19 protein-coding genes are annotated in these 22,397 nt (G+C 51.1%); 10 read left to right on the plus strand and 9 right to left on the minus strand.

Annotated elements, in window-relative coordinates:
• Positions 1-329: 329 nt before the first annotated feature.
• Complete coding sequence (locus tag KDW_RS11810) at positions 330-1,319, minus strand: aldo/keto reductase (RefSeq protein WP_151756139.1); 990 nt, start codon at positions 1,317-1,319, stop codon at positions 330-332.
• Positions 1,320-1,528: 209 nt separating this feature from the next.
• Between KDW_RS11810 and KDW_RS11815 the strand changes: the two genes are divergently transcribed.
• From KDW_RS11815 to KDW_RS11825, 3 genes are all read left to right on the plus strand, one after another.
• On the plus strand, positions 1,529-2,089 hold the full coding sequence (locus KDW_RS11815) for an RNA polymerase sigma factor (protein ID WP_151756140.1): 561 nt from the start codon (positions 1,529-1,531) through the stop codon (positions 2,087-2,089).
• Positions 2,076-3,611, plus strand: a complete 1,536-nt coding sequence (locus tag KDW_RS11820; RefSeq protein ID WP_162005158.1) for a PQQ-like beta-propeller repeat protein — start codon at positions 2,076-2,078, stop codon at positions 3,609-3,611. The genes KDW_RS11815 and KDW_RS11820 overlap by 14 nt, the downstream gene beginning before the upstream one ends.
• A gap of 351 nt (positions 3,612-3,962) precedes the next feature.
• On the plus strand, positions 3,963-4,190 hold the full coding sequence (locus KDW_RS11825) for a hypothetical protein (protein ID WP_151756142.1): 228 nt from the start codon (positions 3,963-3,965) through the stop codon (positions 4,188-4,190).
• A gap of 420 nt (positions 4,191-4,610) precedes the next feature.
• Here the strand turns inward: KDW_RS11825 and KDW_RS11835 are convergent, their stop codons facing one another.
• Positions 4,611-4,994 carry a DUF3037 domain-containing protein gene (locus tag KDW_RS11835; RefSeq protein WP_151756144.1) on the minus strand — a complete coding sequence of 128 codons (384 nt, stop codon included), beginning with the start codon at positions 4,992-4,994 and terminating at the stop codon, positions 4,611-4,613.
• Complete coding sequence (locus tag KDW_RS11840) at positions 4,972-5,754, minus strand: HipA family kinase (protein ID WP_151756145.1); 783 nt, start codon at positions 5,752-5,754, stop codon at positions 4,972-4,974. Before KDW_RS11840 ends, KDW_RS11835 begins: the two co-directional genes overlap by 23 nt.
• Before the next feature lie 180 nt (positions 5,755-5,934).
• On the opposite strand from KDW_RS11840, the gene KDW_RS11845 reads away from it, so the two are divergent.
• The 4 genes from KDW_RS11845 (at position 5,935) to KDW_RS11860 (ending at position 10,499) form a co-directional block, all read left to right on the plus strand.
• A complete protein-coding gene (locus KDW_RS11845) occupies positions 5,935-6,684 on the plus strand; it encodes an SDR family NAD(P)-dependent oxidoreductase (RefSeq protein ID WP_151756146.1) in 750 nt (249 codons plus the stop codon).
• Between the two features lie 261 nt (positions 6,685-6,945).
• On the plus strand, positions 6,946-7,575 hold the full coding sequence (locus KDW_RS11850; protein WP_151756147.1) for a bifunctional 4-hydroxy-2-oxoglutarate aldolase/2-dehydro-3-deoxy-phosphogluconate aldolase: 630 nt from the start codon (positions 6,946-6,948) through the stop codon (positions 7,573-7,575).
• A gap of 216 nt (positions 7,576-7,791) precedes the next feature.
• Entirely contained in the window at positions 7,792-9,327 is a 1,536-nt protein-coding gene (locus KDW_RS11855; RefSeq protein ID WP_162005159.1) for a phospholipase C, read from the plus strand.
• Between the two features lie 146 nt (positions 9,328-9,473).
• The gene (locus KDW_RS11860) at positions 9,474-10,499 is read left to right on the plus strand and encodes an alpha/beta hydrolase (RefSeq protein WP_151756148.1); all 1,026 of its coding nucleotides are present in this window, start codon (positions 9,474-9,476) and stop codon (positions 10,497-10,499) included.
• 77 nt (positions 10,500-10,576) lie between these two features.
• Here the strand turns inward: KDW_RS11860 and KDW_RS11865 are convergent, their stop codons facing one another.
• The 6 genes from KDW_RS11865 to KDW_RS11890 all read right to left on the minus strand — a co-directional run bounded on the left by KDW_RS11865 (position 10,577) and on the right by KDW_RS11890 (position 17,139).
• Positions 10,577-11,422, minus strand: coding sequence for a hypothetical protein (locus KDW_RS11865; protein WP_151756149.1), 846 nt, complete (start codon positions 11,420-11,422; stop codon positions 10,577-10,579).
• Between the two features lie 324 nt (positions 11,423-11,746).
• A complete protein-coding gene (locus tag KDW_RS11870; protein ID WP_151756150.1) occupies positions 11,747-12,697 on the minus strand; it encodes a GNAT family N-acetyltransferase in 951 nt (316 codons plus the stop codon).
• 38 nt (positions 12,698-12,735) lie between these two features.
• Complete coding sequence (gene nagZ / locus KDW_RS11875) at positions 12,736-14,358, minus strand: beta-N-acetylhexosaminidase (protein WP_151756151.1); 1,623 nt, start codon at positions 14,356-14,358, stop codon at positions 12,736-12,738.
• Positions 14,359-14,438: 80 nt separating this feature from the next.
• The gene (locus KDW_RS11880) at positions 14,439-15,395 is read right to left on the minus strand and encodes an N-acetylglucosamine kinase (RefSeq protein WP_151756152.1); all 957 of its coding nucleotides are present in this window, start codon (positions 15,393-15,395) and stop codon (positions 14,439-14,441) included.
• The gene (gene murQ, locus KDW_RS11885; protein ID WP_151756153.1) at positions 15,392-16,324 is read right to left on the minus strand and encodes an N-acetylmuramic acid 6-phosphate etherase; all 933 of its coding nucleotides are present in this window, start codon (positions 16,322-16,324) and stop codon (positions 15,392-15,394) included. Before murQ ends, KDW_RS11880 begins: the two co-directional genes overlap by 4 nt.
• Positions 16,325-16,392: 68 nt before the next feature.
• Positions 16,393-17,139, minus strand: a complete 747-nt coding sequence (locus tag KDW_RS11890; RefSeq protein ID WP_151756154.1) for a GntR family transcriptional regulator — start codon at positions 17,137-17,139, stop codon at positions 16,393-16,395.
• Between the two features lie 567 nt (positions 17,140-17,706).
• Here KDW_RS11890 and nagA point away from each other — a divergent pair.
• The 3 genes from nagA (at position 17,707) to KDW_RS11905 (ending at position 22,354) form a co-directional block, all read left to right on the plus strand.
• Positions 17,707-18,903 (plus strand): N-acetylglucosamine-6-phosphate deacetylase, encoded by a 1,197-nt coding sequence (gene nagA, locus KDW_RS11895; protein ID WP_151756155.1) that lies wholly within the window; start codon positions 17,707-17,709, stop codon positions 18,901-18,903.
• Positions 18,904-18,954: 51 nt separating this feature from the next.
• Complete coding sequence (locus KDW_RS11900; RefSeq protein ID WP_151756156.1) at positions 18,955-20,166, plus strand: glycoside hydrolase family 10-like protein; 1,212 nt, start codon at positions 18,955-18,957, stop codon at positions 20,164-20,166.
• Between the two features lie 502 nt (positions 20,167-20,668).
• Positions 20,669-22,354 (plus strand): ABC transporter substrate-binding protein, encoded by a 1,686-nt coding sequence (locus tag KDW_RS11905; protein WP_233097674.1) that lies wholly within the window; start codon positions 20,669-20,671, stop codon positions 22,352-22,354.
• Positions 22,355-22,397 lie beyond the last annotated feature (43 nt).

Here is a 22,397-nt window from a genome sequence, read left to right on the forward strand (position 1 = left end):
CGATGTTTCAGTACCCTTTGCTATTTATCGTACCTCATACTACCTATAACTATACATCAGGAAAGGAATCTTGCCCTGAATATATTAGGACATTTATCCTTTTTGTGTAGTACATTCGTCTATCAATGAAAATGACTAATAGTGATATGCATTGAAACACACTGGTTAATTGATAGAAAACAATGTGTACATATAAAGTAGATACGTAGTAAAAAAAAAAACGGTTATGGTCTGGTAGAAAAGATTGGAGCTATGCCGGAGGATTTATGGATGCCTGTTAATTTGATCGAATCCTGCTCGGGACAGGATTCGATCAAGAATATCAATGCTTACCAGCGGGAATGGACCTGTGCGCGAATGCGGGTCGTATAGAGTTCTTGAATACGGCGCATGGTATCATTGCTGAGCGGTGGCAGTTGCGAGGCTGCTGTATTATCAACCGCCTGAGCCGGATTTTTCGCACCAGGAATAATCGTCGAGACTTCAGGGAACATCAAAATCCAGCGCAGCGCGAACTGAGCCAGGGTTGTACCCTCCGGGACCAGAGCGCGTAACTCTTCCACGGCCTGCAAACCGGTCTCATAATCCACACCAGAGAATGTCTCACCCTGATCGAACGATTCACCATGGCGATTGAAATTGCGATGATCCTGAGCATCAAACTTTGTATCAGCCTTGAATTTGCCGGTCAGCAGACCGCTGGCTAGAGGAACACGCACAATAATGCCAACATTACGCTCACGAGCGGCGGCGAAAAACTCTTCAGCGGGCTTGAGGCGGAACATATTAAAGATGATCTGAACGGTCTTAACCTCAGGATACTCGATGGCCTTCAGAGCTTCCTCAACCTTCTCCACACTGACACCATAGTTACGTATTTTGCCCTGCTGAACCAGCGTATCCAGATGTCCAAAGACTTCGGGCATCGAATAGACCTCAGTCGGTGGGCAGTGCAACTGGAGAAGATCCAGGGACTCAACATCCAGATTTTTCAAGCTACGCTCAACAAACGCGGTTAAATTCTGCGCATTATTATAGCCTGAAGCGACATGCGGATTAAGTCGACGGCCAGCCTTGGTGGCAATAAAGATCGGCTCACTGCGCTCCTTGCGCACCTGTCCTACCAGACGCTCTGAATGTCCGTCGCCATAGACATCAGCAGTATCAATGAAATTTACGCCTTCATCAATCGCTTTATGTAAAGCCGCCAGGGCTTCTGTATCATCTGTTTTGCCCCAGGCATCGCCACCGATGCCCCAGGAACCAAAGCCAATCTCAGAGGGCTTCCAGCCAGTACGTCCAAGTGTCCGATACTGCATACCTGCATATCCTTTCTCAAATGACGAACCACATATGTTGGTTCCTCTATAGCTTATCCCAATTAACATGGGCTTGTAAAATAAGCGCTGGCGGGCGAACAGGCGTCCACATGGTGGCAAAAGTTGAATGTAGCTGCGATGTAACATTTCTTGAGGTCATGCGACGAAGAGGATGAGATCTCAATATCAGGGAATTGCAGAGGACGCAGATGCAATTGTTTAAACACCCATCAAAGCAGGATCATAAGATCCTGGTCGCGGAATTATATACATGTTATGCGCCGGCCATGCTGATGTATATCCGCCGAAAAGTCCTTTCTCAGGAGGATGCGGAAGATATTTTATTAGATGTCTTTACCGCTGCCCTTGAGAGCAAGTTGTTGAGCGAGCTCAATGCATATAAGCGGCGCAGCTGGCTCTGGAGCGTCGCGCATAACAAAATTATGGATTATCATCGGCGCACCAAACATCGTGTGCATACGAATCTGGAGGATGTAGAAGAGGATTTGTTTGACGACGAGAGGGATATGCCAGAGATCGCTGTGGTGCGTGGTGAGGCGCACGCACTGGTTCGTGCGCGTCTACACACGCTTTCAGATGTGCAGCAAGAAGTGGTGCGTTTACGCTTCGCCCATGGTCTGCGTAGCGCTGAAATCGCGGCCATGCTTAATAAGAGCGAAGCGGCCGTACGTGTAATGCTCTCCCGCGCCCTCAACAGTTTGCGGGGCATCTACAACAAGGATGGCGAGGAGTCGCATGATGGACGATAAAGAATACTTTAATCCAGGAATTGTAGATGAGCAGGTTGATGCGTTACTGCAAACCAGCGATCCCGCTGAAAAAGAGCAGCGCACCGTACACGACCTACAAGAGATCTACCAGAGCGATCTCCAGTCCCTTGAACGCGTCTGGAAGAGTCTGAATCTTGGTACCGATACGGGGTTTGGGGAGAGGCCCTGGCTGGACAACATCTCTCACACTGATACATCATCTCCCTATTATGAAAGGTCTCGATCTATGCAAGGACAGCATACACAACGCGATAAGACCAGTGCCAGGCTGGCTTTGACACGACGTTTTAGTCTGATTGCCGCCGTACTGGTGGGGGCTCTGCTGGTCGGTAGCCTGATCGCTTTTCTGAATATTAGTCATCCACCGCAAGGTTCTGCGTCCGTTCCGAATAACCCGCAGGCGAAGACTCCTGCTGGTTTGTATCTTAGTTATGACAACGGTGTGAGCAAATACGATGCTAAAACGGGAAAAACCGTCTGGCGTTACGATGCGGCTTCGATCAAAGGCTCACCTCAGAAAATTGTCTCAACTGGCAATGCGGTATTCGTGTTGATGAGTAATGAGCTGAAGGATTCTGTTGCTTCAAGCATGGTTGCCCTGAATGCGCAAAACGGCTCTGTTTTATGGCAAAAGAAGTTAACCATACCTGGAGGAAGCGACATGGTGGTCGAGGACGGTAACGCCTATGTTGTCAGTACAGATGGTACCCATTTTAAATCAGAGATTGACGTCTTTGAAACCAGCACAGGCACAAAGAAGGCAAGTTATCCCTTATCATTGGTAATTAATGCGATAATCGTAGATACAGGCAAATTGTATCTGGGAACCGATCAGGGGCTGTATGTGGTAAATGCACAAAACGGCAAAGTGATCTGGAAGGATCAGGTAGCTGGCAGTAGCAAGCCGTACATGCCTTACCGTGTCGTGACTCATATTGTGAATAAAGTTGTATACGCTGCTTTTCAAGGACCCAACACTTCATACTTCAAGGCATATAATGCGCAAAGTGGTGTCAAACTATGGCAAAGCAAAGCGATTGACGGACAGATTCCCGACTTCACGATTAGTGGTCAGCAGTTGTATACAAGTGTTACGCAGCCATTTGGAATTGTGAGCAATACAATCTATGCTTACAATATCCAGAATGGGAAATTAAACTGGTCCGTGTCAATGCCGGATCACATAGGGTCGGAACCTACATCTAACAAAGGGGTTGTTTATGTGTATACCTATGCAGGTAAACAAACAGGAAAGAAAGATATGCTAAACGCTTTCAATGAGAGTACTGGCAAGCGTTTATGGCAGAAACCAGTGATCGGTGGTCAGTTTAGTCTCTCCAGTGTGGTCATGGGAAGCGATCTAATCTATGTTATGAATGCCGACGCTGCTGCTCCCTCTTCTCATCGTCGGACTCATGTCGATGCTTACAATCTTAATGGCACGCAGATATGGGATATGACGATTGATAAATACGTGATCTCTCTAGTCTTTAAATCGTAAGCGAACAGTAGTGCCATAGATACTATCGTGTAGATGAGAGGCTGGTTTAGCGCAAACCAGCCTCGTTGATTTGTTGGGATGGCGGAGATCTGTCGCAGCGACGAGCGCTGCCGGTACGACAGGTTTCCCCATCTCGACCAGGATGCGCTTAAACGAAACGTATTGGGCCCAAGCCCCAATACGTTTCGTTTAAGCACTTTTGTGGTTGCAAAAGCTGTTGTGAAAAAAAGCAGCGGATCGTCCGTCGAGAGGGCGCCACACGCGGAGGCCGGCATGCGGCGTGATGGTGGAGCGAGGGGCTCAAAGAGCATCGCATGCCTGTGGCGCCTACACCGAGACGGATCCTGTTTCGTGATCCTTTCCGCACCGGTACGGGGAGGATCCACGCGCTCTCCCACCACGTTGCTGCGCGAGCAGGCGACGGCACACACGATCCCTGTAGGCGCCACAGCACTGCGCGTCGTGCTTGCACGCTGGCCTGCGCAAACGCAGCAGTGCGGCCTCCGCGTGTGGCGCCCACTCCACGTACACATGGCTTGCTGGTCACGTCGAACCATCTCTCAACATATCGCTAAGTGAAATGTATTGGCCTTCATGGCTAATACGTTTCACGTAAGCCTTTTTCTGGACGAGATTGACGAAAGCATCTAAGCCGATCAGAGGCCCAGTGACTTCAAAGGATCAAGAAAAGCGAACAGGTAGGTTCGACCCTTTGGGTCGATTCGTGCCTGCATGATATCCTTGCTTGACCATGAGCAAAGCCTCTTCACGCCTTGCTTCACCGCTTTTTCACTTGCGTGATCCTGCGGAGGTGAGGGTATCGTGGAGGCAACCGAATCGACCCAAAGGGTCGAACCTACACGTTTTACCTCTCTTGATGCTTTGAGAAGGTGTTCCTTCACCGTCATGCTATCATTTCAGCCATTCAATCCTTAAGTGAAAAATATTGGGGCTTGGGCCTGCTCGTACGTGAACGGGTCGCAGGCTCAAGACCTGCCGCTACAGGACGAGTTTTTGCATCAGGTTGTGCAGGGCTTGTTCGGGCTGCTGGCAGAGTCCTGAGTGGACGGGTGAGATCTGGATGGTGGCGCTGCGCGGGGCGACGAGCCAGTGGAAGCGTTCGGATTGGGATAACTGGCCAACGGGACCACTTTCGGCTTTGCCCTCACAGACCTGGAGCAGGTGATGCAGTTGTATCTGGAGGGGTGCCAGATCTAGCTGTGGAGCGAAGGCTTGTAGACGTGTTTCATCAACGTGGATGAGCGCGCCCAGGAAGCGGCGCGTACGGCAAAAAAGAATTACTCCAACATTGATGCACTCACCACGATCTACCCGTGGCACCACACGAATGATGGCATAATCAAATGAGCTGGTCGCGGGCACGCAGAGCCTCCTCTACAAAGATAGACGAATGCGCCAGGCGATCCAGCAAGTAGTCCAGATACGCTTGTCGATGCAACGCCGGCGTTGCAAAGGTTGTATCCTGTTCTAACCAGGATTCCGGAATGGTATTGATGATCATAGTCAGATCTTCGCCTGTCAAGCGGGTCCGGCTGCGTTGATCAGCCTCAGGCAACATACTGGCAACCGGTAGCAGCACATGGCTTTTAATCGGCGTAAAAGGCAAGCGGCTGCGTGCCATGTAGTCCGCGTTGACATGGTGGAAATACAGAGAAGCGCCATGGTCTATCAGCATCAGGCGTTGATGCCACCAGAGCATATTGGTATTGCGCGGCGTGCGATCCACATTGGTGACAAAGGCATCAAACCAGAGGATAGAAGAGGCCAGCAAAGGATCGAGCTCGCGTACATCCAGGGCGTCAAACGTCAACGCGCCCGGCAGGAAATCCAGGGCCAGATTAAGGCCCGAGCTCGCCTTTAGTAATTCTTGAATCTCAAAATCAGGTTCCGAGCGACCCAGCACCGGGTCCAACTCTATAAAGACTATTTCGGGAACCGGCAGGCCCAGGGTGCGGGCTATTTCTCCGGCGACAAGTTCGGCGATCAGCGCTTTCAAGCCCTGGCCGGCGCCGCGAAATTTCAGCACATATAAACCATCGTCATCAGCTTCCACGATGGCCGGTAGCGATCCCCCCTCGCGCAAAGGGGTCACATAACGTGTGGCGGTTATTGTTCTCAGCATGATGTTATTTTAACATAACTCAACCTGTTATGGACAACGTATCTTGCAGGCATTCGGGCTATTGCTGTAGTTATTTTAGCCTGAGCAGTTATCTTTTCCTACCCTTCATTCGTGATATAGCTATATGCTAATTGGATAGCAGAGAAAATCCTTTGGCAAGGAAGAGGTTTACAAGAATATATGGCAAATTCATTACAGGGTAAAGTTGCCCTGATTACCGGAGCATCATCGGGTATTGGTGAGGCTTCAGCTTTATCTTTAGCGGCTGAGGGTGCCCATGTCGTGGTGGTGGCACGGCGTGGTGAGCGCTTACAGGAACTGGTGCGCAAGATCCAACAAAATGGTGGACAGGCTGTGCCCATTGTGGCGGATGTTGCGGATGAGCAGCAGGTGGCTGAGATGGTGAAGCACGTCAAAAACACATTGGGTCGCATCGATATTTTAGTCAATAACGCGGGCGTGATGTTGCTCGGTCAGATTGATGGAGCTAATACCGAGGATTGGCGGCGCATGGTTGCGATCAATGTGATGGGCTTGATGTATACCACCCACGCGGTCTTGCCGCTGATGAAGGAGCAGAATCGCGGCCATATTATCAATATTTCATCGGTCGCAGGCCGGGTAGCGCGCGCCGGCAGTGGTGTCTATAATGTCACCAAATGGGGCGTCGTCGCATTTTCAGAAGCACTGCGGCAGGAATCCTATAAAAATAATATTCGCGTGACCGTAATTGAGCCTGGAGCGGTTGCCACGGAACTGACCGACCATATTACGGATGAAAGCGCCAGACAGAAACAGGGCGAGTGGTTACAGGGATTGACACCGCTGGAGAGCGAAGATATCGCCGCCGCGATCGTCTATGCTGTCACGCAGCCCGAGCGCGTAAACGTGAATGAGATTCTGATTCGCCCAACCGGCCAGGATCGGTAAGTGCTTCGCATATATCGGCATATAGTGCAACAAAAAATCAGCCAATGTAGACCAGATTAACGGTAGCGTTTGCTGGTTTTTTTGTTTTCCTGACGCTAACGTTGTCGACTGGAATACGCATTGATGTTCTTCAAATACACGCACCTGTTTTGTACACCGGACAAGCTGAATGAATGCAGAGTAGATGAGTAGGGTGCACATTTATACATGATATAATGAGATAAAGGCATAAGGTAACTATCGATTAAAGGAATACATATTATGTCACAAAGAAGTGTCAGCATTCTGCATCCACGGATGCCAATCGCGATTGTCCGCTTAGATAATCTGGATAATGCGCTGGAAATCTGTAAAGCTTTGTTGAATGGTGGTATCACCACGCTGGAATTTACTTTGACCAATGCCAGGACCAATGAAGTGATTACCCGGATCCGTCAGGAGTTTGGTGATCGCATGACTGTTGGCGCTGGTATGGTATTGGATGGTGCGATGGCCCGAGACTCGATTGCTGCCGGAGCGCAATTCCTGGTAACACCTATCCTGGCACTGGATGTCATCGAGCAAGGGAGAGAGCAGGATATACCAGTTATCAGCGGCGCTTATACTCCCACTGAGATCTGGACCGCCTGGAAAGCCGGTGCGACCCTGGTCAATGTCTTTCCTGCCAGTCAGGCAGGGCCGTGCTATTTTAAAGATATTCTCGCCCTTTTTCCGCAACTCAAACTACTTCCAACCGGTGGCGTCAACCTGGATACCTGTGGTGCTTTCCTGGCCGCAGGAGCATATACCGTGGCTGTTGGTAGCCAACTGGTTGATCGGGACCTGGTACGTCAGAAAGACTGGAAGGCGCTGGCAGCTCTGGCCCATCAATATGTCGAAGCATGTCAATAATACAGTGTGATACACGCTGAAAAGAAAGCTATAAATAGATGATAATGTATTCTTTTATGGTTTTTCTTTATCCCAATAGCCGAATCATAAAATTTGAGGGCCATTTAACGCATATTTACTTTCTCTTAATAATTAAATGTTACTATGGTATAGTAGTAGAGCCCTATAACATAGAAGTAAATCCATTTATATTTAATTAAAGGGGAATGCGTTTTAATGTTTAAAATGTTGCGTAACGCGGCTTCTGTGCTTGCGTTGGGTACAGTACTGTTCAGTGGTTTTGCTGTTTCGGATGTAGCAGCAAAGACAACTGATAATAATGCTGGTAATCAGACAACCCCAATCAAGCATATGGTTGTCCTTTTCCAGGAAAATGTTTCTTTTGATCACTATTTTGCGACCTACCCCAATGCAACCAATCCTGCTGGCTCACCTACATTCAAGGCGGCCAGAAATACCCCTTCGGTCAATGGCTTGAATGGCCCTCTTTTGACCAATAATCCCAATGCGGCTAACCCACAGCGCCTGGATCGCTCACAGGCTCTGACCTGCGACCAGGATCATGCCTACACCGATGAGCAGAAGGCTTTTGATCATGGCTTGATGGATAAGTTCGTGGAGTCAGCGAGCGGCGGTAGTTGTACAGACAAATCTATTGTCATGAACTACTACGATGGCAATACCGTTACGGGTATGTGGAATTATGCGCAGCACTATGCGATGAGCGATAATTCCTTTGGCACCACCTTTGGTCCTTCAACCCCCGGTGCACTGAACCTGATCTCTGGTCAGACACACGGTGCAACCCCAGCAAACTTTGGCTATCCAGGCTACCCGGTCACCTCTAATGGCACTTTATTGAACGACGGCGATCCAACCTATGATGATTGTTCTGCCAAAGGCACGACCATTGCTATGTCCGGTTCTAACGTCGGTGATCTGCTCAATGCGAAAAACCTGACCTGGGGCTGGTTTCAGGGTGGTTTCGCGCCATCGGCTACCACCAATGGCCAGGCCGCGTGTGATACCGCGCATGCCAATATTGCCGGAGCATCTGTCAAGGACTATAGCCCGCACCACGAGCCATTCCAGTACTACCAATCCACCGCTAATCCTCATCATTTGCCTCCAACTTCGGCGGCGATGATTGGTAAAACCGACCAGGCGAATCACCAGTATGACCTGACAGACTTCTGGACTTCAGCCAACGGCGGCAACCTGCCAGCGGTGAGTTTCCTGAAGGCTGGCTCTTACCAGGATGGCCACGCTGGCTACTCTGATCCTCTGGACGAGCAGCACTTTGTGGTAGATACCATCAACCGCTTGCAGAAACTGCCAACCTGGAAAGATACCGCTGTGGTTATCGCCTATGATGACTCGGACGGCTGGTATGACCATGTGATGGGTCCGATCGTCAACCATTCCAATGATCCTAACGACGCTCTGACTGGCCCTGGCCAGTGTGGTACGGCTAAAGCTGGCAGTTATTCTGGCCGCTGTGGCTATGGTCCACGCCTGCCATTGCTGGTGATCTCACCTTATGCCAAACAGAACTTTGTTGATCATTCCGTAACCGATCAGACATCGATCCTGAAGTTTGTTGAAGACAACTGGAAACTGGGCACGATTGGCGATCAATCCTTTGACAGTATGGCTGGTAGCTTGAACAATATGTTCGACTTCTCCCACCATGGCGATCACGATGACAAGCTCTTCCTTGATCCTGTCACCGGGCAGCCCACACGACGCTAAAATAGCTTTATAGTCCAGTTCAATACAATGCTCTACTGCAAGAGCATGCCGGCTTCCAGTCATGGAGGCTGGCATGCTCTTTTTTTTCATTTCTGGAGGTGCTATCCTTTAAAGTGTTATTGAACGGAATAGAAGAGGAGAAATCTATGCAGCCATGGTCCGCGCCACTGAGTGGGCGCTTCGACGAAGTTGTATTTGAAAGTACAGTACTCAAAGATAATCCGCTGCACGATCCCTACCAGCGTCCATTATGGATCTATCTGCCACCTGGCTATGATCAGGATCCTGAGCGGCGCTATCCAACGGTCTATATGATTCAAGGGCTGACTGGCCAGTTAGATATGTGGCGGAACCGCTCACCTTTCCGTAAGAATTTTCCTGAACTGACCGATGAACTATTTGCGAAAAAAGAGGCCCCACCATGTATTGTTGTCTGGGTGGACTGCTGGACCTCATATGGCGGTAGCCAATTTGTGGATTCGCCGGGTACGGGTAAATATCATACGTATCTCTGTGATGAGATTGTACCCTGGATCGATGCCCATTATCGCACGCTAGCAGCGCGGGATCATCGCGGGATCGCCGGTAAATCGAGCGGTGGCTATGGAGCCATGATTACGCCGATGCTGCGACCTGACCTCTGGGGAGGACTGGCTACCCATGCAGGCGACGCCCTGTTTGAGACCTGCTACCTGCCAGATTTCCGCAACTCGATTCGCACCATACAGGACCGCTATGAGGGCTCCTATGAAAAATTCTGGCAAAGCTTCCGCAGCCGCGTCGCCTTCACACAGAGCGGCGATGAAGGTCCGATGAATGATTGGTGTATGGCCGCCTGCTACTCAGCCGATCCAGATGGTACCGTACGCCTGCCCTATGACCTGGAGACCGGCGCTTTGATCCCTGAAGTCTGGGAACGCTGGCTGGCCTGGGATCCCGTGCGTATGGCCCCGAAATACGCCGAGAGCCTGCGTAGCATGAAAGCCATCTATATCGACGCTGGTAACCGCGACCAATACTTCCTGGATCTGGGTGCCAAAGCCTTCTACAAGACCCTCAAGCAACTGGGCGTCAACGACGTTTACCTGGAACTCTTTGACGGCACCCACTCATCCATCGAATACCGCTATCCCATCAGCCTGAAATACCTGGCCGAACGTCTCACCCCCTGAACATATAATGCGAGCACCGCTATATCAATCGCGGTGCTCGCATTGTCTTAAGTTCTTAAGTTCTTAAGTTGTGGTGATTACCACCAGACGATTTTTTCATCACGCAGATCGTAGAGTGGCTTTCCTGTGTGCGCTACGATGACTTGTTGTACTCTGGCGGTGAGATTGTGATATTCGTCGAATGACGTCTCTGGCTTGAGCATGGATAAGCGGGTCAGAAACTTTTTCTTCGGTCCTAATTGGATCCAGCGTGCGACGCCTTTTTCGCTGGTGATTTCAAACTGGATTGCGGAGAACCATTTGGCGTTCCCCCACATAGCAAAGCTTTGTACCTCTTGCCACGGAATGAACGTTGACTTGCTATATATTTTGGTGGCAATACCATCTTCCTGCACAATGATTTCTTGCTCAAGAAATCGACGCATCACAACTGCGCATAGGATAAATGCTATCAAAAAGCTGAAGAAGTAGATAGCAAACATGATGCCAAAGAGAATAGCGATGATTCTGATATTATTTGTGTGTATGACGATGAGCAGCATAAGCAGGGTAGCGATCAGTGTAAACAGTAAAGCGCAAGCTGTGAGGAATAGGAAGAGCCTTTTGATATCTAGATGCAGTGCAATTTTTGCTGGTAGCATCAGAGCATGTGCATCTGGCTCTGGTTGCGGTTGGGCCATTAACGCGGCATCTCCGGATAGTGCCTGTTGTCGCCGCCGTTCTGTACGCTGATGACGTCGTTTGAAGACAAAGAAAACCAGGAGCAGTAGTAAACCAAGGAAAATAGTTTCACCGATCAAAAAGTAGTTAGGCCGACCAATGGCCAGAGATGTGATAACTTGAAAAAGAAGTCCGAGTACTATTAAGCCTTCCATAATGAAGAAAAGCAGATAGTAACGACGCATCGGGTCATTTTTACGCATGACTGTAACTCCAGATTCAGAATAGAGACTGTATCAAAGCTTGAAATGCTTTAAGAGTAGCTAGCCCGCAAATTTTGATGTATCTGCGAAAAGTGAGGTATAAGGTGATTCATAGTAGCCGTTAATGTTAATACTTGTCTCATGGATAAAAAGATACAAATGTAGCGTTGTGGTTTTATGCGGAATAAGTGGCCGGGGGGAGTTGCTCGGACGTGAAGAGGTTGCAGCGACTAGCGCTGCCGGTACGAGGAAACGGGATGGGGAAGAGGACTATGATGGCGGATGGGGCCATGATAGTCCTCGGTTTTTTGGGTGGATGGTGGTTTAGATGCTGCGGACACAGGGGTGGTAGGCGCGCCATTTTTGGTAGCCGAGTTTGGCGTAGAAATCGGTGAGTTCGACCCAGTCGATGAAGCTGTTGCTGACACCGCGTTCTCTGAGGAGTTCGGAGGCTCCGGCGACCAGGGCGATGCCGATGCCGCGACCACGTTCGCTTTCTGCGACGCCTACGGCGGCCATGGCTCCGGCGGTTTCGCCGAGCAGGTCTTGCCAGATGACGTCGGTACGGTCGGGATGGGATTGCTCGGAGTACATGATCAGGGTGCCGATGATTTCTCCGGCTTCGTTGCGGGCGACTAGCAGGTCGCGGAAGTCGCCGAGGTCTGCGCAGCGCTCAAACTGGGGGAGCCAGTTGGCGAAGTTGTGGGCCTCAAATGCCAGGACATCGGTGATGTTCTGATGCTGGGCGCTACTAATAGTAATCTTTTCTTTTTCGACGCGTTGCAGGATGCGGGTCGGCGTTTTGTATTCAGTGAGATCCTGTACCAGATCATAGACGGTGGCACTGAGATCCCAGCCTTTGGTCTGGAAGAAGGCCTGGGCCGCTGGCAGGTTATCGGGCACCCCACACCAGAAGCGTGGGCTGACGCTTCCCAGGCGTACTGACTGGATGCCATTTTCACGGAAATGGTTGAGGGCGGTCTCAAGCAATGCGCTTCCGATGCCCTGGCGCTGCATGTCGGGATCTACGACCAGCGCAACCAGTTGTCCGATCTTGTCTGAATTTTTTGAATGCCTGGATGTGGCAACAAAACCAACGATCTTGCCATTGATGCGGACCACAAAATGCTGTGGTTCAGGTCCAGCCAACACTTTTTGCAGGCGTTCTTGATTGATAGGCCAGACTGATGAAAGTGATGCCTGCCACAGCGCATGGACATCCGCTACATCGTTGTTCGCGTCATAAGGCTGAATATGTTCAGTGGTAACTTGCATTCTATGTGTGTCCTATCTAGTAACGATTAGCAGTATCATTACCGGTTTAATGGATACAAACCTGGCAGGCTCACAGGAAGTTTGCCCTGGGCGACAACCTCGCCAAAGAGGACGCGTGCCGCGGCTTGCAGGGCCGGTGGTGTATATTCATAGGTCACCAGATACGTTTCCAGTTCTGGTATGGCTAATAAATCATATGGATTATATACAGCCAGCCCGATGACGGGTTTTCCCGTTTGCAGCAAGTGTCGCACAACATCCCCTTGATAGCGATCCAGATTTGCATTCACTGTCAATACTATAATCATAGCAAAATCACTAACCACCTCGCCAATTCTTTGTCGCATGTTGGTGGCGACTTCGGGGGTAATGGTTAAGGCTTCTACCTGTGCATGGCGCTGGCGCATCTGCTCTACCAGGGTATCAGCGGCCTGGGCTTTATCGGATGCCTGGGTGTAGGCGGCCGGTTGCAGGATGGCGACAAGGATACGCTGCTCGGGCTGTAAGCGTAGCGGGAGCAGGTGTTGCTGGTCGCGGACAACCGTGGTTGAGCGTGCATAGGATTGATCGCGAAGTTTCTGCTGTTCCTCTGCTCCGATAACATTCAGTTGTTCCGGTGTTGGGAGTTGTTCCCAGGATAGCATGCGAGCCTTCAACTTCAGCACACGCTCACAGGCCTCCTGAATGCTTTGCGCGCTCAAGGTCTTATTCTCTACTGCCTGATAGGTTTTTTCCAGGCCACCGCGCTGGCGATCGTAACGATGTGAGATCATAGCCAGGTCGCTACCGGCCTGTAGGGCCATTACGGCACCCTGCTCAACACCAATCGTGTCGGCGACCGCATTCATCTCCAGACAGTCGGTGGTGATCACGCCATCATAGCCGATCTTCTGGCGCAGCAAGTCATGGATGATTGTACGCGAGACCGTGGCAGGAATGAGTTCACCGGCAGGCATCAGCGCGGGCAGATAGAGGTGGGCGACCATGATGCTATCGGCCCCGGCCGCAATACCTTCACGGAAAGGCAGCAGTTCCAGTGACTCCAGACGCTCAAGATCATAAGGGATACTCGGGAGGGCCAGATGTGAGTCCACGGCTGTATCGCCATGGCCAGGAAAATGCTTGAGGCTGGTGATGATGCCGCTATCCCGATAGCCTGCAACCATCGCCGCCACATGGCGCGCAACCTGCTGTGGATCTTCGCCAAACGAGCGAATACCGATAACCGGATTGGCAGGATTATTATTCACATCGGCCACTGGAGCAAGATTCATGTTGATGCCCAGCGCTTTCAGCTCACGGCCAGTGGCCTGCGCGATCTCGCGGGTGAGTTCGGGAGACGCAATCGCACCCAGGGCCATATTACCCGGGAAAAATGTCGTGCTATTGCCAAAGCGGCGGACCATCCCATTTTCCTGATCGATGCAGATCAAAAGCGGATAACGCTGGCCAGCTTCACGCGCAACTTTTTGCAGGGACTGCGTTAACTCCTGGATCTGTTGTGGATTTTCCAGGTTGCGGGCAAATAAGATGATCCCGCCCACATGATATTTCTGGATCAACTCAACGAGTTCCGGCGTCACCGTCGTACCGGGAAAACCCACAATAAATAACTGGCCGATCTGTTCTTCGAGGCTCATGCCGTCTGTAAGCTGCTGCATTGCGTTTCTCTTTTCATTTTCCTCTGAAAATAAGTTTGTTCATTTTCATTTACATCTCTGGCTTAGCAAGCCATGGCGCTTTATACACGTATCCAATGATTGAAATCAATGATGTCGATCACCGCCCGGGCCGCACTCAAGGCTGGATACTCTACCAGGACAATCTCGCCCAGTGTCTGGGTGCTACTGAGCAGGTCCAAAAAGCGCTTCTGGAAGCTGAGTTCATTGACGAGCAGACCGCCACCAAGTGCGAGTGGGAGCGGCTGTTCGAGCGGCATGTCGAGTTTGCGCGCCACCGTTTTGACCGCCAGCACCAGTTCGCTGATCGCGTGCTGAACCAGTTCCTGCGCGATGGGATCACCTTCCTGCTCGGCCTGCATGACACAGGTTGAGAGGCGGGCAATTTTTGCTTTACCTGGATTGAAATAGACCTCGCCAATCAATTGATCGGGGCGCTCAAGTTGCCAGAAGGCTAAGATACGTTCCAGGAGCAGAGTATGTGGACCACGGCCATCGGCGGCGCGGACGGCGGCCTGCAGAGCCTGACTGCCGAGGGCATAGCCGCTGCCCTCATCGCCAAGCAGATAGCCCCAGCCGCCAGCACGGCTCGTAACACCCTGAGCATTGCGGCCCAGCGAGATCGAGCCCGTACCCGCGATCAGGACAATCCCGACGGCTGCGGGTAACGTACTTAAGGCCAACTCGGCATCGTTCGTCAGGAAAACCGTCTGCGCTAATCCCTGTAATCGGGGAGCCAGGTTCGCATGATCGGCAGGACGATCCACGGCGGCGAGCCCCAGCCAGGCTTTGGTGATAGTGAACTCAGTTCCAAGTGGTAAGCGGGCCTCTTCAATCGCGGCATAGATATTGCTGATCGCTTTGTCGACGCCAACACTGGTATAATTCGAGCTACCAGATTGGCCGCGACCAACTTCTTCACCGTGTGCATTGACAATGACTGCCAGCGTCTTACTGCCGCCACCATCTACGCCTAGATAATAGCTTTCATTTGTCGTTTCTGTCGCAGAAATATTCATTCAGCAATTGCCTCTAAAGTTGTACGTAAAATAGCATTATGGGCCGCCAGTTGCGTTCGGGCCTCGTCCGGAGTGAGATTGGTTTTGCCAACCACAATAGCTGTTTTGGTTTCACCATGGCAACGTTGCAGCAGTGCCAGCGCACGCTCCGCGTCAAGTCCAGTCGCGCTCTGCACGATCTTACTGGCCCGCTGCTCCAATTTATAATTGGTCGCCACCACATCCACCATCAAATTGCCATAGGTCTTGCCGAGCAGGATCATGGTACCCGTACTCAACATATTCAGAACCATCTTCTGAGCGGTCCCGGCTTTCAGACGCGTCGAGCCAGTGAGTGCTTCGGGTCCGACAATGGGGGCAATGGTGATATCGACCAGCTTTTCCAGGGGAGAGTCCGGATTGCAGACCACGGCGATCGTCAGAGCGTGTTGGGTGCGGGCATACTCGATAGCACCCAGCACATATGGCGTCCGACCACTGGCTGCGATACCTACCACGATATCTGATGCGGTCAGGTGTACCTGCTCTAACTCTGCACGACCGGCCGCAGGATTATCCTCAGCATCTTCAACCGCGTTGGCGGTAGCGATGGGACCTCCAGCGATCAAGCCAACAATCTGTTCCGGTGACGTGCCAAAGGTTGGGGGACACTCCGAGGCATCCAGGATACCCAGGCGACCAGAGGTACCGGCCCCGATATAGAGCAAGCGGCCACCCTGGCGCATCCGTGAGGCGATCGCGCTGATCGCCTGTGAGACTGCCGGTAGCACCTGCTCAACTGCCTGTGCTACCTTCGCATCCTCAGTATTGATTGCCTGTACAATCTCCAAAGGACTCAGCCGATCGATATTGGCCGTAGCAGGATTAATGGTCTCGGTTGCCAGGGCAGAGATCGTCTGCGCCTCAGCGCGCTGCGGTAGATCCGACATATACTCTCCTCCTTAAGCGTAATCAAGGTAGGTTCGACATTTACGGTCGATTATGTTCCTGCACGATGCTATGGCATCAATTGTTCGCGTTTCAGGTTGGTATAGTAGGTATATTTGTTGCCGCAGTACATGGCTTTCGCATATTCAATTGGCAGATCGCGCTCGGTGTAGGTGATGCGGCGCGTAAAGAGGGCGGCGCTATTGACTGGAACCTTCAGTACCTGCGCGGCCTCCTCATCAAAAAGGCCAGCTTCAATTTCCTGCTCGGCTTCCATCAAGGGCAGGCCATATTTGGTTTCCAGTAAGCGATAGAGGGAATTATTCTCCAGATCTTCCTCAAGCAATTTCTCGCAGCCCATAAAGCTTAAATGCGAGATCTCGACGGCCAATGGTTCATCATCGGCGAGACGCAGACGTTGTAGATAAAAGATTGGCTGGCCGGCTTTAATACGCAGGCGCTCGGCCGTCGTCTCATCCGCGGGACTCATGCGGGCCTCCAGAACTTTTGTGCCGGGACGCTGACCACGGGCACGAATATCCTCGGTAAAGCCAGTCAGGTGGATCAATTGTTGCGTAATCTTATGGCGACTGACAAACGTCCCCTTACCCTGCTCACGGTAGAAGAGTCCCTCATTCACCAGTTCGGTAATCGCCTGGCGCGCAGTCATCCGACTGATCCCATACTGTTCACCAAGTTCACGCTCAGAAGGAATCAGATCTCCCGGCTTCCACTCGCCGCTGCGGATCTTCTCGCGCATAATTTCCTTCAATTGATAGTAGCGGGGCAGGGGTCCTTTGCGAAACACTGTGCTCATGTATTACAATCCAATCCTTTGTTGCTCTTGCACGAACAATAGTCTCTACTGGGACAAATAAAGCATCACATTTTATAGAAACGCAATCGTGAAGGCTGCTCAATCGTAGCTAACTTCGCTCAGGTGAGTGAAGTGCACGTGATCTTATTATAACCAATATTCATCCCCTGGCTTCAATACAAAGCTGTCCCTTTGGGTGAACGCACGACGTATCTGACTGGACGTGATCGGATGGCAAGCTAATCGACCTCAAGGGTCGAAGCTACTAATCGACCTCAAGGGTCGAACCTACTGGTATAATTGGTATATCGTCTATACCACATCTCTATCTTAAATAATCACAGATATTTTGCCGGACGTCAAGGTTTATCATTTTGCATTGGCTATTTTGCATTTGATATATTGCTATTAGCTGTTGGACTGGACACGGTTCGTTGGATGTTCGCGGTTTAGCTTATGGGTTGAAGGGTGGTATAATTGGTATATTGTATAGACCACTATGATTTGTTATGTATTGCGATTATGGTGGAGCTAGAGAAAATAAAGTCTGTGAGAGAGGGAAACTCAATGCGGTTTACATTACATGGTGCTCACCTTGTAGATGCAACGATGGATGTTGAACGAGGCGATCTCGTTATAGATGGTAGACAGATCCAGGCGGTTGAGCAAAGTGCTGGCGAGGATGATAGACAGTTGATCGATGCGAGCGATAGTATTATCCTGCCCGGCTTTATCGAGGTGCATACACATGGCGGTGGCGGCTTCAACCTGCACACGACAGATGTCGAAGAGATTTGCTCATATCAACGCTGGATTCCTGCCACGGGGGTTACCTCTTTTCTGATCGCGGTCGTAGGGACGCCCAATGCGTTGCCGGAGCAGCAACTGAATACAGCGGCGACAGCGATTGAGCAGGCCAGCAAGAATCCACAGGTCCCTGGTGCCGAGCCAGTTGGCATCCACCTGGAAGGTCCCTATATCAGTGTTGAGAAGCGCGGTGCCCATCCACCGGTCTGGCTGCGAACTCCTGATGTGGAAGAGACTGAACTGATCATGGACCTGACGCGGGGCCATCTACAATTGATCACCATTGCGCCTGAGTTACCCGGTGCCCATGAGATGATCCGCAGCCTGGTTGAGGCGGGTGTGACCGTGAGTATTGGTCATACTGACGCCGATTATGAGCAGGCGCGCGAGGCGCTGAAACTGGGTATTACGCATGCCACCCACTGCTTTAACGCCATGCGCCAACTCAAGCATCGAGATCCCGGACCCCTGGCCGCGATTGTGCAGGCGGATCAGGTGCTGGGCGAGCTTATTGGCGATGGTATCCATGTGCATCCGGCCATGATGGATATGCTGGTCAGATTGCTTGGACCGCAGCGTACCATCGTGGTCACCGATGCTCTGGCCGGCGCTGGTATTCCCGATGCGACCTTTGAATTCGCAGGACAACAGGCCCGCGTGATTTGTGGGGCCGCCCGCCTCTCCGATGGCACCCTCACCGGCAGTGTCCTGACCATGGACCAGGCCCTGCGCAATATGCTTGAGATCACCCACGTCAACCTGTCCGAAGTATCTGCGATGCTCTCCTACAATCCTGCCCGTTCAGCCCATGTCGCGAACCGCAAAGGCCTGCTCAGAACCGGCTATGACGCGGACCTGGTTATTTATAATCAAGCACTGGAACTGCAAGCCACCATCTGTAATGGTCAGGTTGGCTATGCTAATGCTATCTGGCGAGAAAAACTCAAGCTGCAATAGAGCAAAGCCATAGTGGGGCACAGGCTATGATAGATAGTGGGAGGTGGTTATATGCGAGGAAAATGGTTATGTGCCCGCGTGTGGCTGTGGGTGCTGGTCGGATTGCTGGTGGTGTCCTGCGCCGGAGCAGCCGATAGCAAGCATGGAACGGGAATACGCCTGGCGGGCCAGGTCGGTTTGGGGCGAGAGATGAGAGGGGTATGGATAGCAACTGTGGATAATCTCGACTGGCCTTCTCGCCCCTGTCTGGCGGCAGACGTGCAGCGACAGGAATTTCGAGCGCGGCTGGATGAGGTACGGGCCATGCATCTGAATACAGTGGTGGTACAGGTGCGACCAATGGCCGATGCATTTTATCCCTCACACTATGCACCGTGGTCGCGCTTTTTAACCGGCATGCAGGGGAAGAATCCCGGTTATGATCCGCTGGCCTTTATGCTGGCTGAAGCCCATAAACGAGGACTGGCGTTTCACGCCTGGTTTAATCCTTATCGAGTAGCGAACCAGGATAATGTGAACGTGCTGGTAGCCAATCATCCGGCGCGGTCGCATCCGGATTGGTTGGTACACTATGGCGGCCAGCTTTACTATAATCCCGGCATACCAGCGGTCAGAGAGTTCGTGATCAACAGTATCCTGGAAGTCGTGCGTAGATATGCCATTGATGCTGTACACCTGGATGATTATTTTTATCCCTATCCGGTGGCTGGCCAGGCTTTTCCCGATCAGGAGACCTATCAGCGCTATGGGACGCGGACCTTTGCGACGAAAGGTGATTGGCGGCGGGACAACATCAATCAGTTTGTACATGAGCTGTCACAGCGCATCAAACAGCTAAAACCACGTGTAGAGTTCGGCATCAGTCCCTTTGGCGTCTGGCGCAATAAGAGCGCCGAAGCCAGTGGCTCAGATACGCGAGCACAGGTCACAGATTATGATAATCTCTATGCCGACATCCGCCACTGGATTCGGCAGCGCTGGCTGGATTATGTGGTCCCGCAGATCTATTGGAATATCGGCTTCGCGCCAGCCGACTATCAAACACTGGTCCGCTGGTGGGCACACGAAGTTGATGGAAGTCCGGTCCAACTCTATATCGGGCAGGCCGCCTATAAAGTCGGGACACAGCCCGGACCATGGTCGGATCCCCATCAAATACAGCAACAACTCCAGATGAATCGGCACTATCCCCTGGTGCGCGGCAGTATCTTCTTCAGCTTAAAAGACTTGCGCCGCCATCCACTCGTGCTGGCATTAACGTAGGCTTGACGGCAACGACAACGATGGGTTGCCGTTTTTTGTGTATCTTATTTTGGTCTAGTGGTCTAGATGACTTGACAATGCTTGTAATTCCGTGTATGTTTTTCATATGCACATCACTGATATTTTTCTACGCTCTGATTGTAAGCTATTTCCCTGCTTTTCATCCAATTTATTCGATGTTAAGGGAAGTGAAAAATGGTACAGCGTGTAGACTGTGGTGATGTGGGTGTATATGCGTAGATGATCTTTGCAGGATCAATGAACTTATCTGCGTGTATTTATGATCGAGACCGCCGGGCGGTCGGTGTTGGTTGGAATAGTTTTGCTTGCCATGTTTATTGGTCTAGTAGTCTAGACGACTATTGGGCTTGCGCGGTCAATGGTGACCATTCGGGCTGGTTTGCTCACCGAAAGGATACGTCTTTTCGGCGGTATGTCTGGATAAAAACGTGATGGCTTTATTTTTTAACGCGCTGTTTTAATGACCTTTAGGAGGTTTAGCGTGGCTCCAACTCTCGTTGCATCGATCAAGGAGAATAAAAGCAAAAGCGGACTGGCTTTATTTTCACTCCTCATTATTCTGGTCCTGATCCTCGCCGCCTGTGGTAATAGCGGCAATGATACCTCTGGTGCTGCCAGCAAGAAGCACATTCTGACTATCGGTGCTCATGTTGGTGGCGATTACACCAAATCCTTAAGTCCATACAATCCGACGCTGGTCAATGAAGGCATTGATGGCATGGTGTATGAGACGTTGCTCTTCTTTAATCGCAATGATGGCAAAGTACAGAATCTGTTAGCCACTGATTACAAATGGAGTACAGATCAGAAGCAACTGACCTTTACGATCCGTGAGAATGTTAAATGGTCGGATGGGCAGGCCTTTAGCGCCTCGGATGTAGCCTTTACGTTCAATATGCTCAAGAAGTATCCGGCGGCCGACTCTAAAGGGCTGTGGAACTATTTAAGCTCGGTCACGGCATCAGATGCGAAGACGGTGGTGGTGAACTTCAAGACGGCTAATGCTCCGCTGCTCTGGTATATTGGTGGACAGACCTTCATTGTGCCGGCACATATCTTCCAGAATGTGGATCCCACCAAATTTGATAATGCGACACCCGTTGGAACTGGTCCCTTCAAGTTCGCGAAGTTCTCGCCGCAAATGCTGACCTATACCAAAAATCCCAGCTACTGGCAGGCTGACAAGGTACAGGTAGATGAACTGCATTATCCAGCGGTAAAAGACAATCAGACCCTGCAGTTGAAGCTGATGAAGGGCGAGATCGACTGGGGTAGCTTCTTCGCACCTGATCTGGACAAGACTTATGTGCAGAAAGATCCGCAACATAATTTTTACTGGATGGCTCCGACCGATATGTTTACGCTGTATGTCAACCTGACCAAAGCCCCGTTCAACGATGTCAAGGTACGGCAGGCGATCAGTGCAGCCATTGATCGGGGCCAGTTGTCCAAACAGGCTGAGAGTGGCTATGTGGCTCCTGCCAGCACCACTGGATTGATCTTGCCGAATGCTAAGGATTATCTGGATCCAGCATATCAGAATGTCTCATCCACGGCTGACATGGCGAAGGCGGGACAGTTGCTACAGAGCGCGGGCTATGCCAAAGGCAGCGATGGCATGTATGCGAAGAATGGCAAGAAAATATCCTTCTCAATCAAGGTGGTCAGTGGCTGGACCGACTGGGAGACGATGGCTTCGGTGGTTATGCAGAACCTGAAGGATGCTGGCATCGATGCTTCAGTCGATACGATCCAGGATAGTGCCTACTTTGACGCGCGTAATAATGGCAACTACGATGCCTTGATCGGTGGTCTATTCGGGGGACCAACACCTTTCTACCTGTATGATACCCATCTGAATAGCGCCAACCTTTCACCGAAAGGCTTCAACTGGGGCAAATGGAAAGATGCTCAGACCGACAAACTGCTGCAGGACTATTCTTCGACCGTTGATCCTGCCAAACAGAAGCAGGCAATCATGGGATTGGCGAAAATTTATGCCGATAAGTTGCCGAATATTCCGCTGGTGAATGCGGCTGCCTGGTATGAATATAGCACCAAACACTTCACTGGCTGGCCCAGCAAAGATGATCCATATGCGGTCGGGGCTGCCTATTCAACTCCTGATAATTTGATGGTCGTACTTAATTTGAAGCCGGTGGCATAAGCGTTGGTCCCACGCGTGGCTGGCCCTGACATAGTATGTGTGG

The sequence above is a fragment of the Dictyobacter vulcani genome, assembly GCF_008974265.1.
Classification (GTDB): domain Bacteria; phylum Chloroflexota; class Ktedonobacteria; order Ktedonobacterales; family Ktedonobacteraceae; genus Dictyobacter; species Dictyobacter vulcani.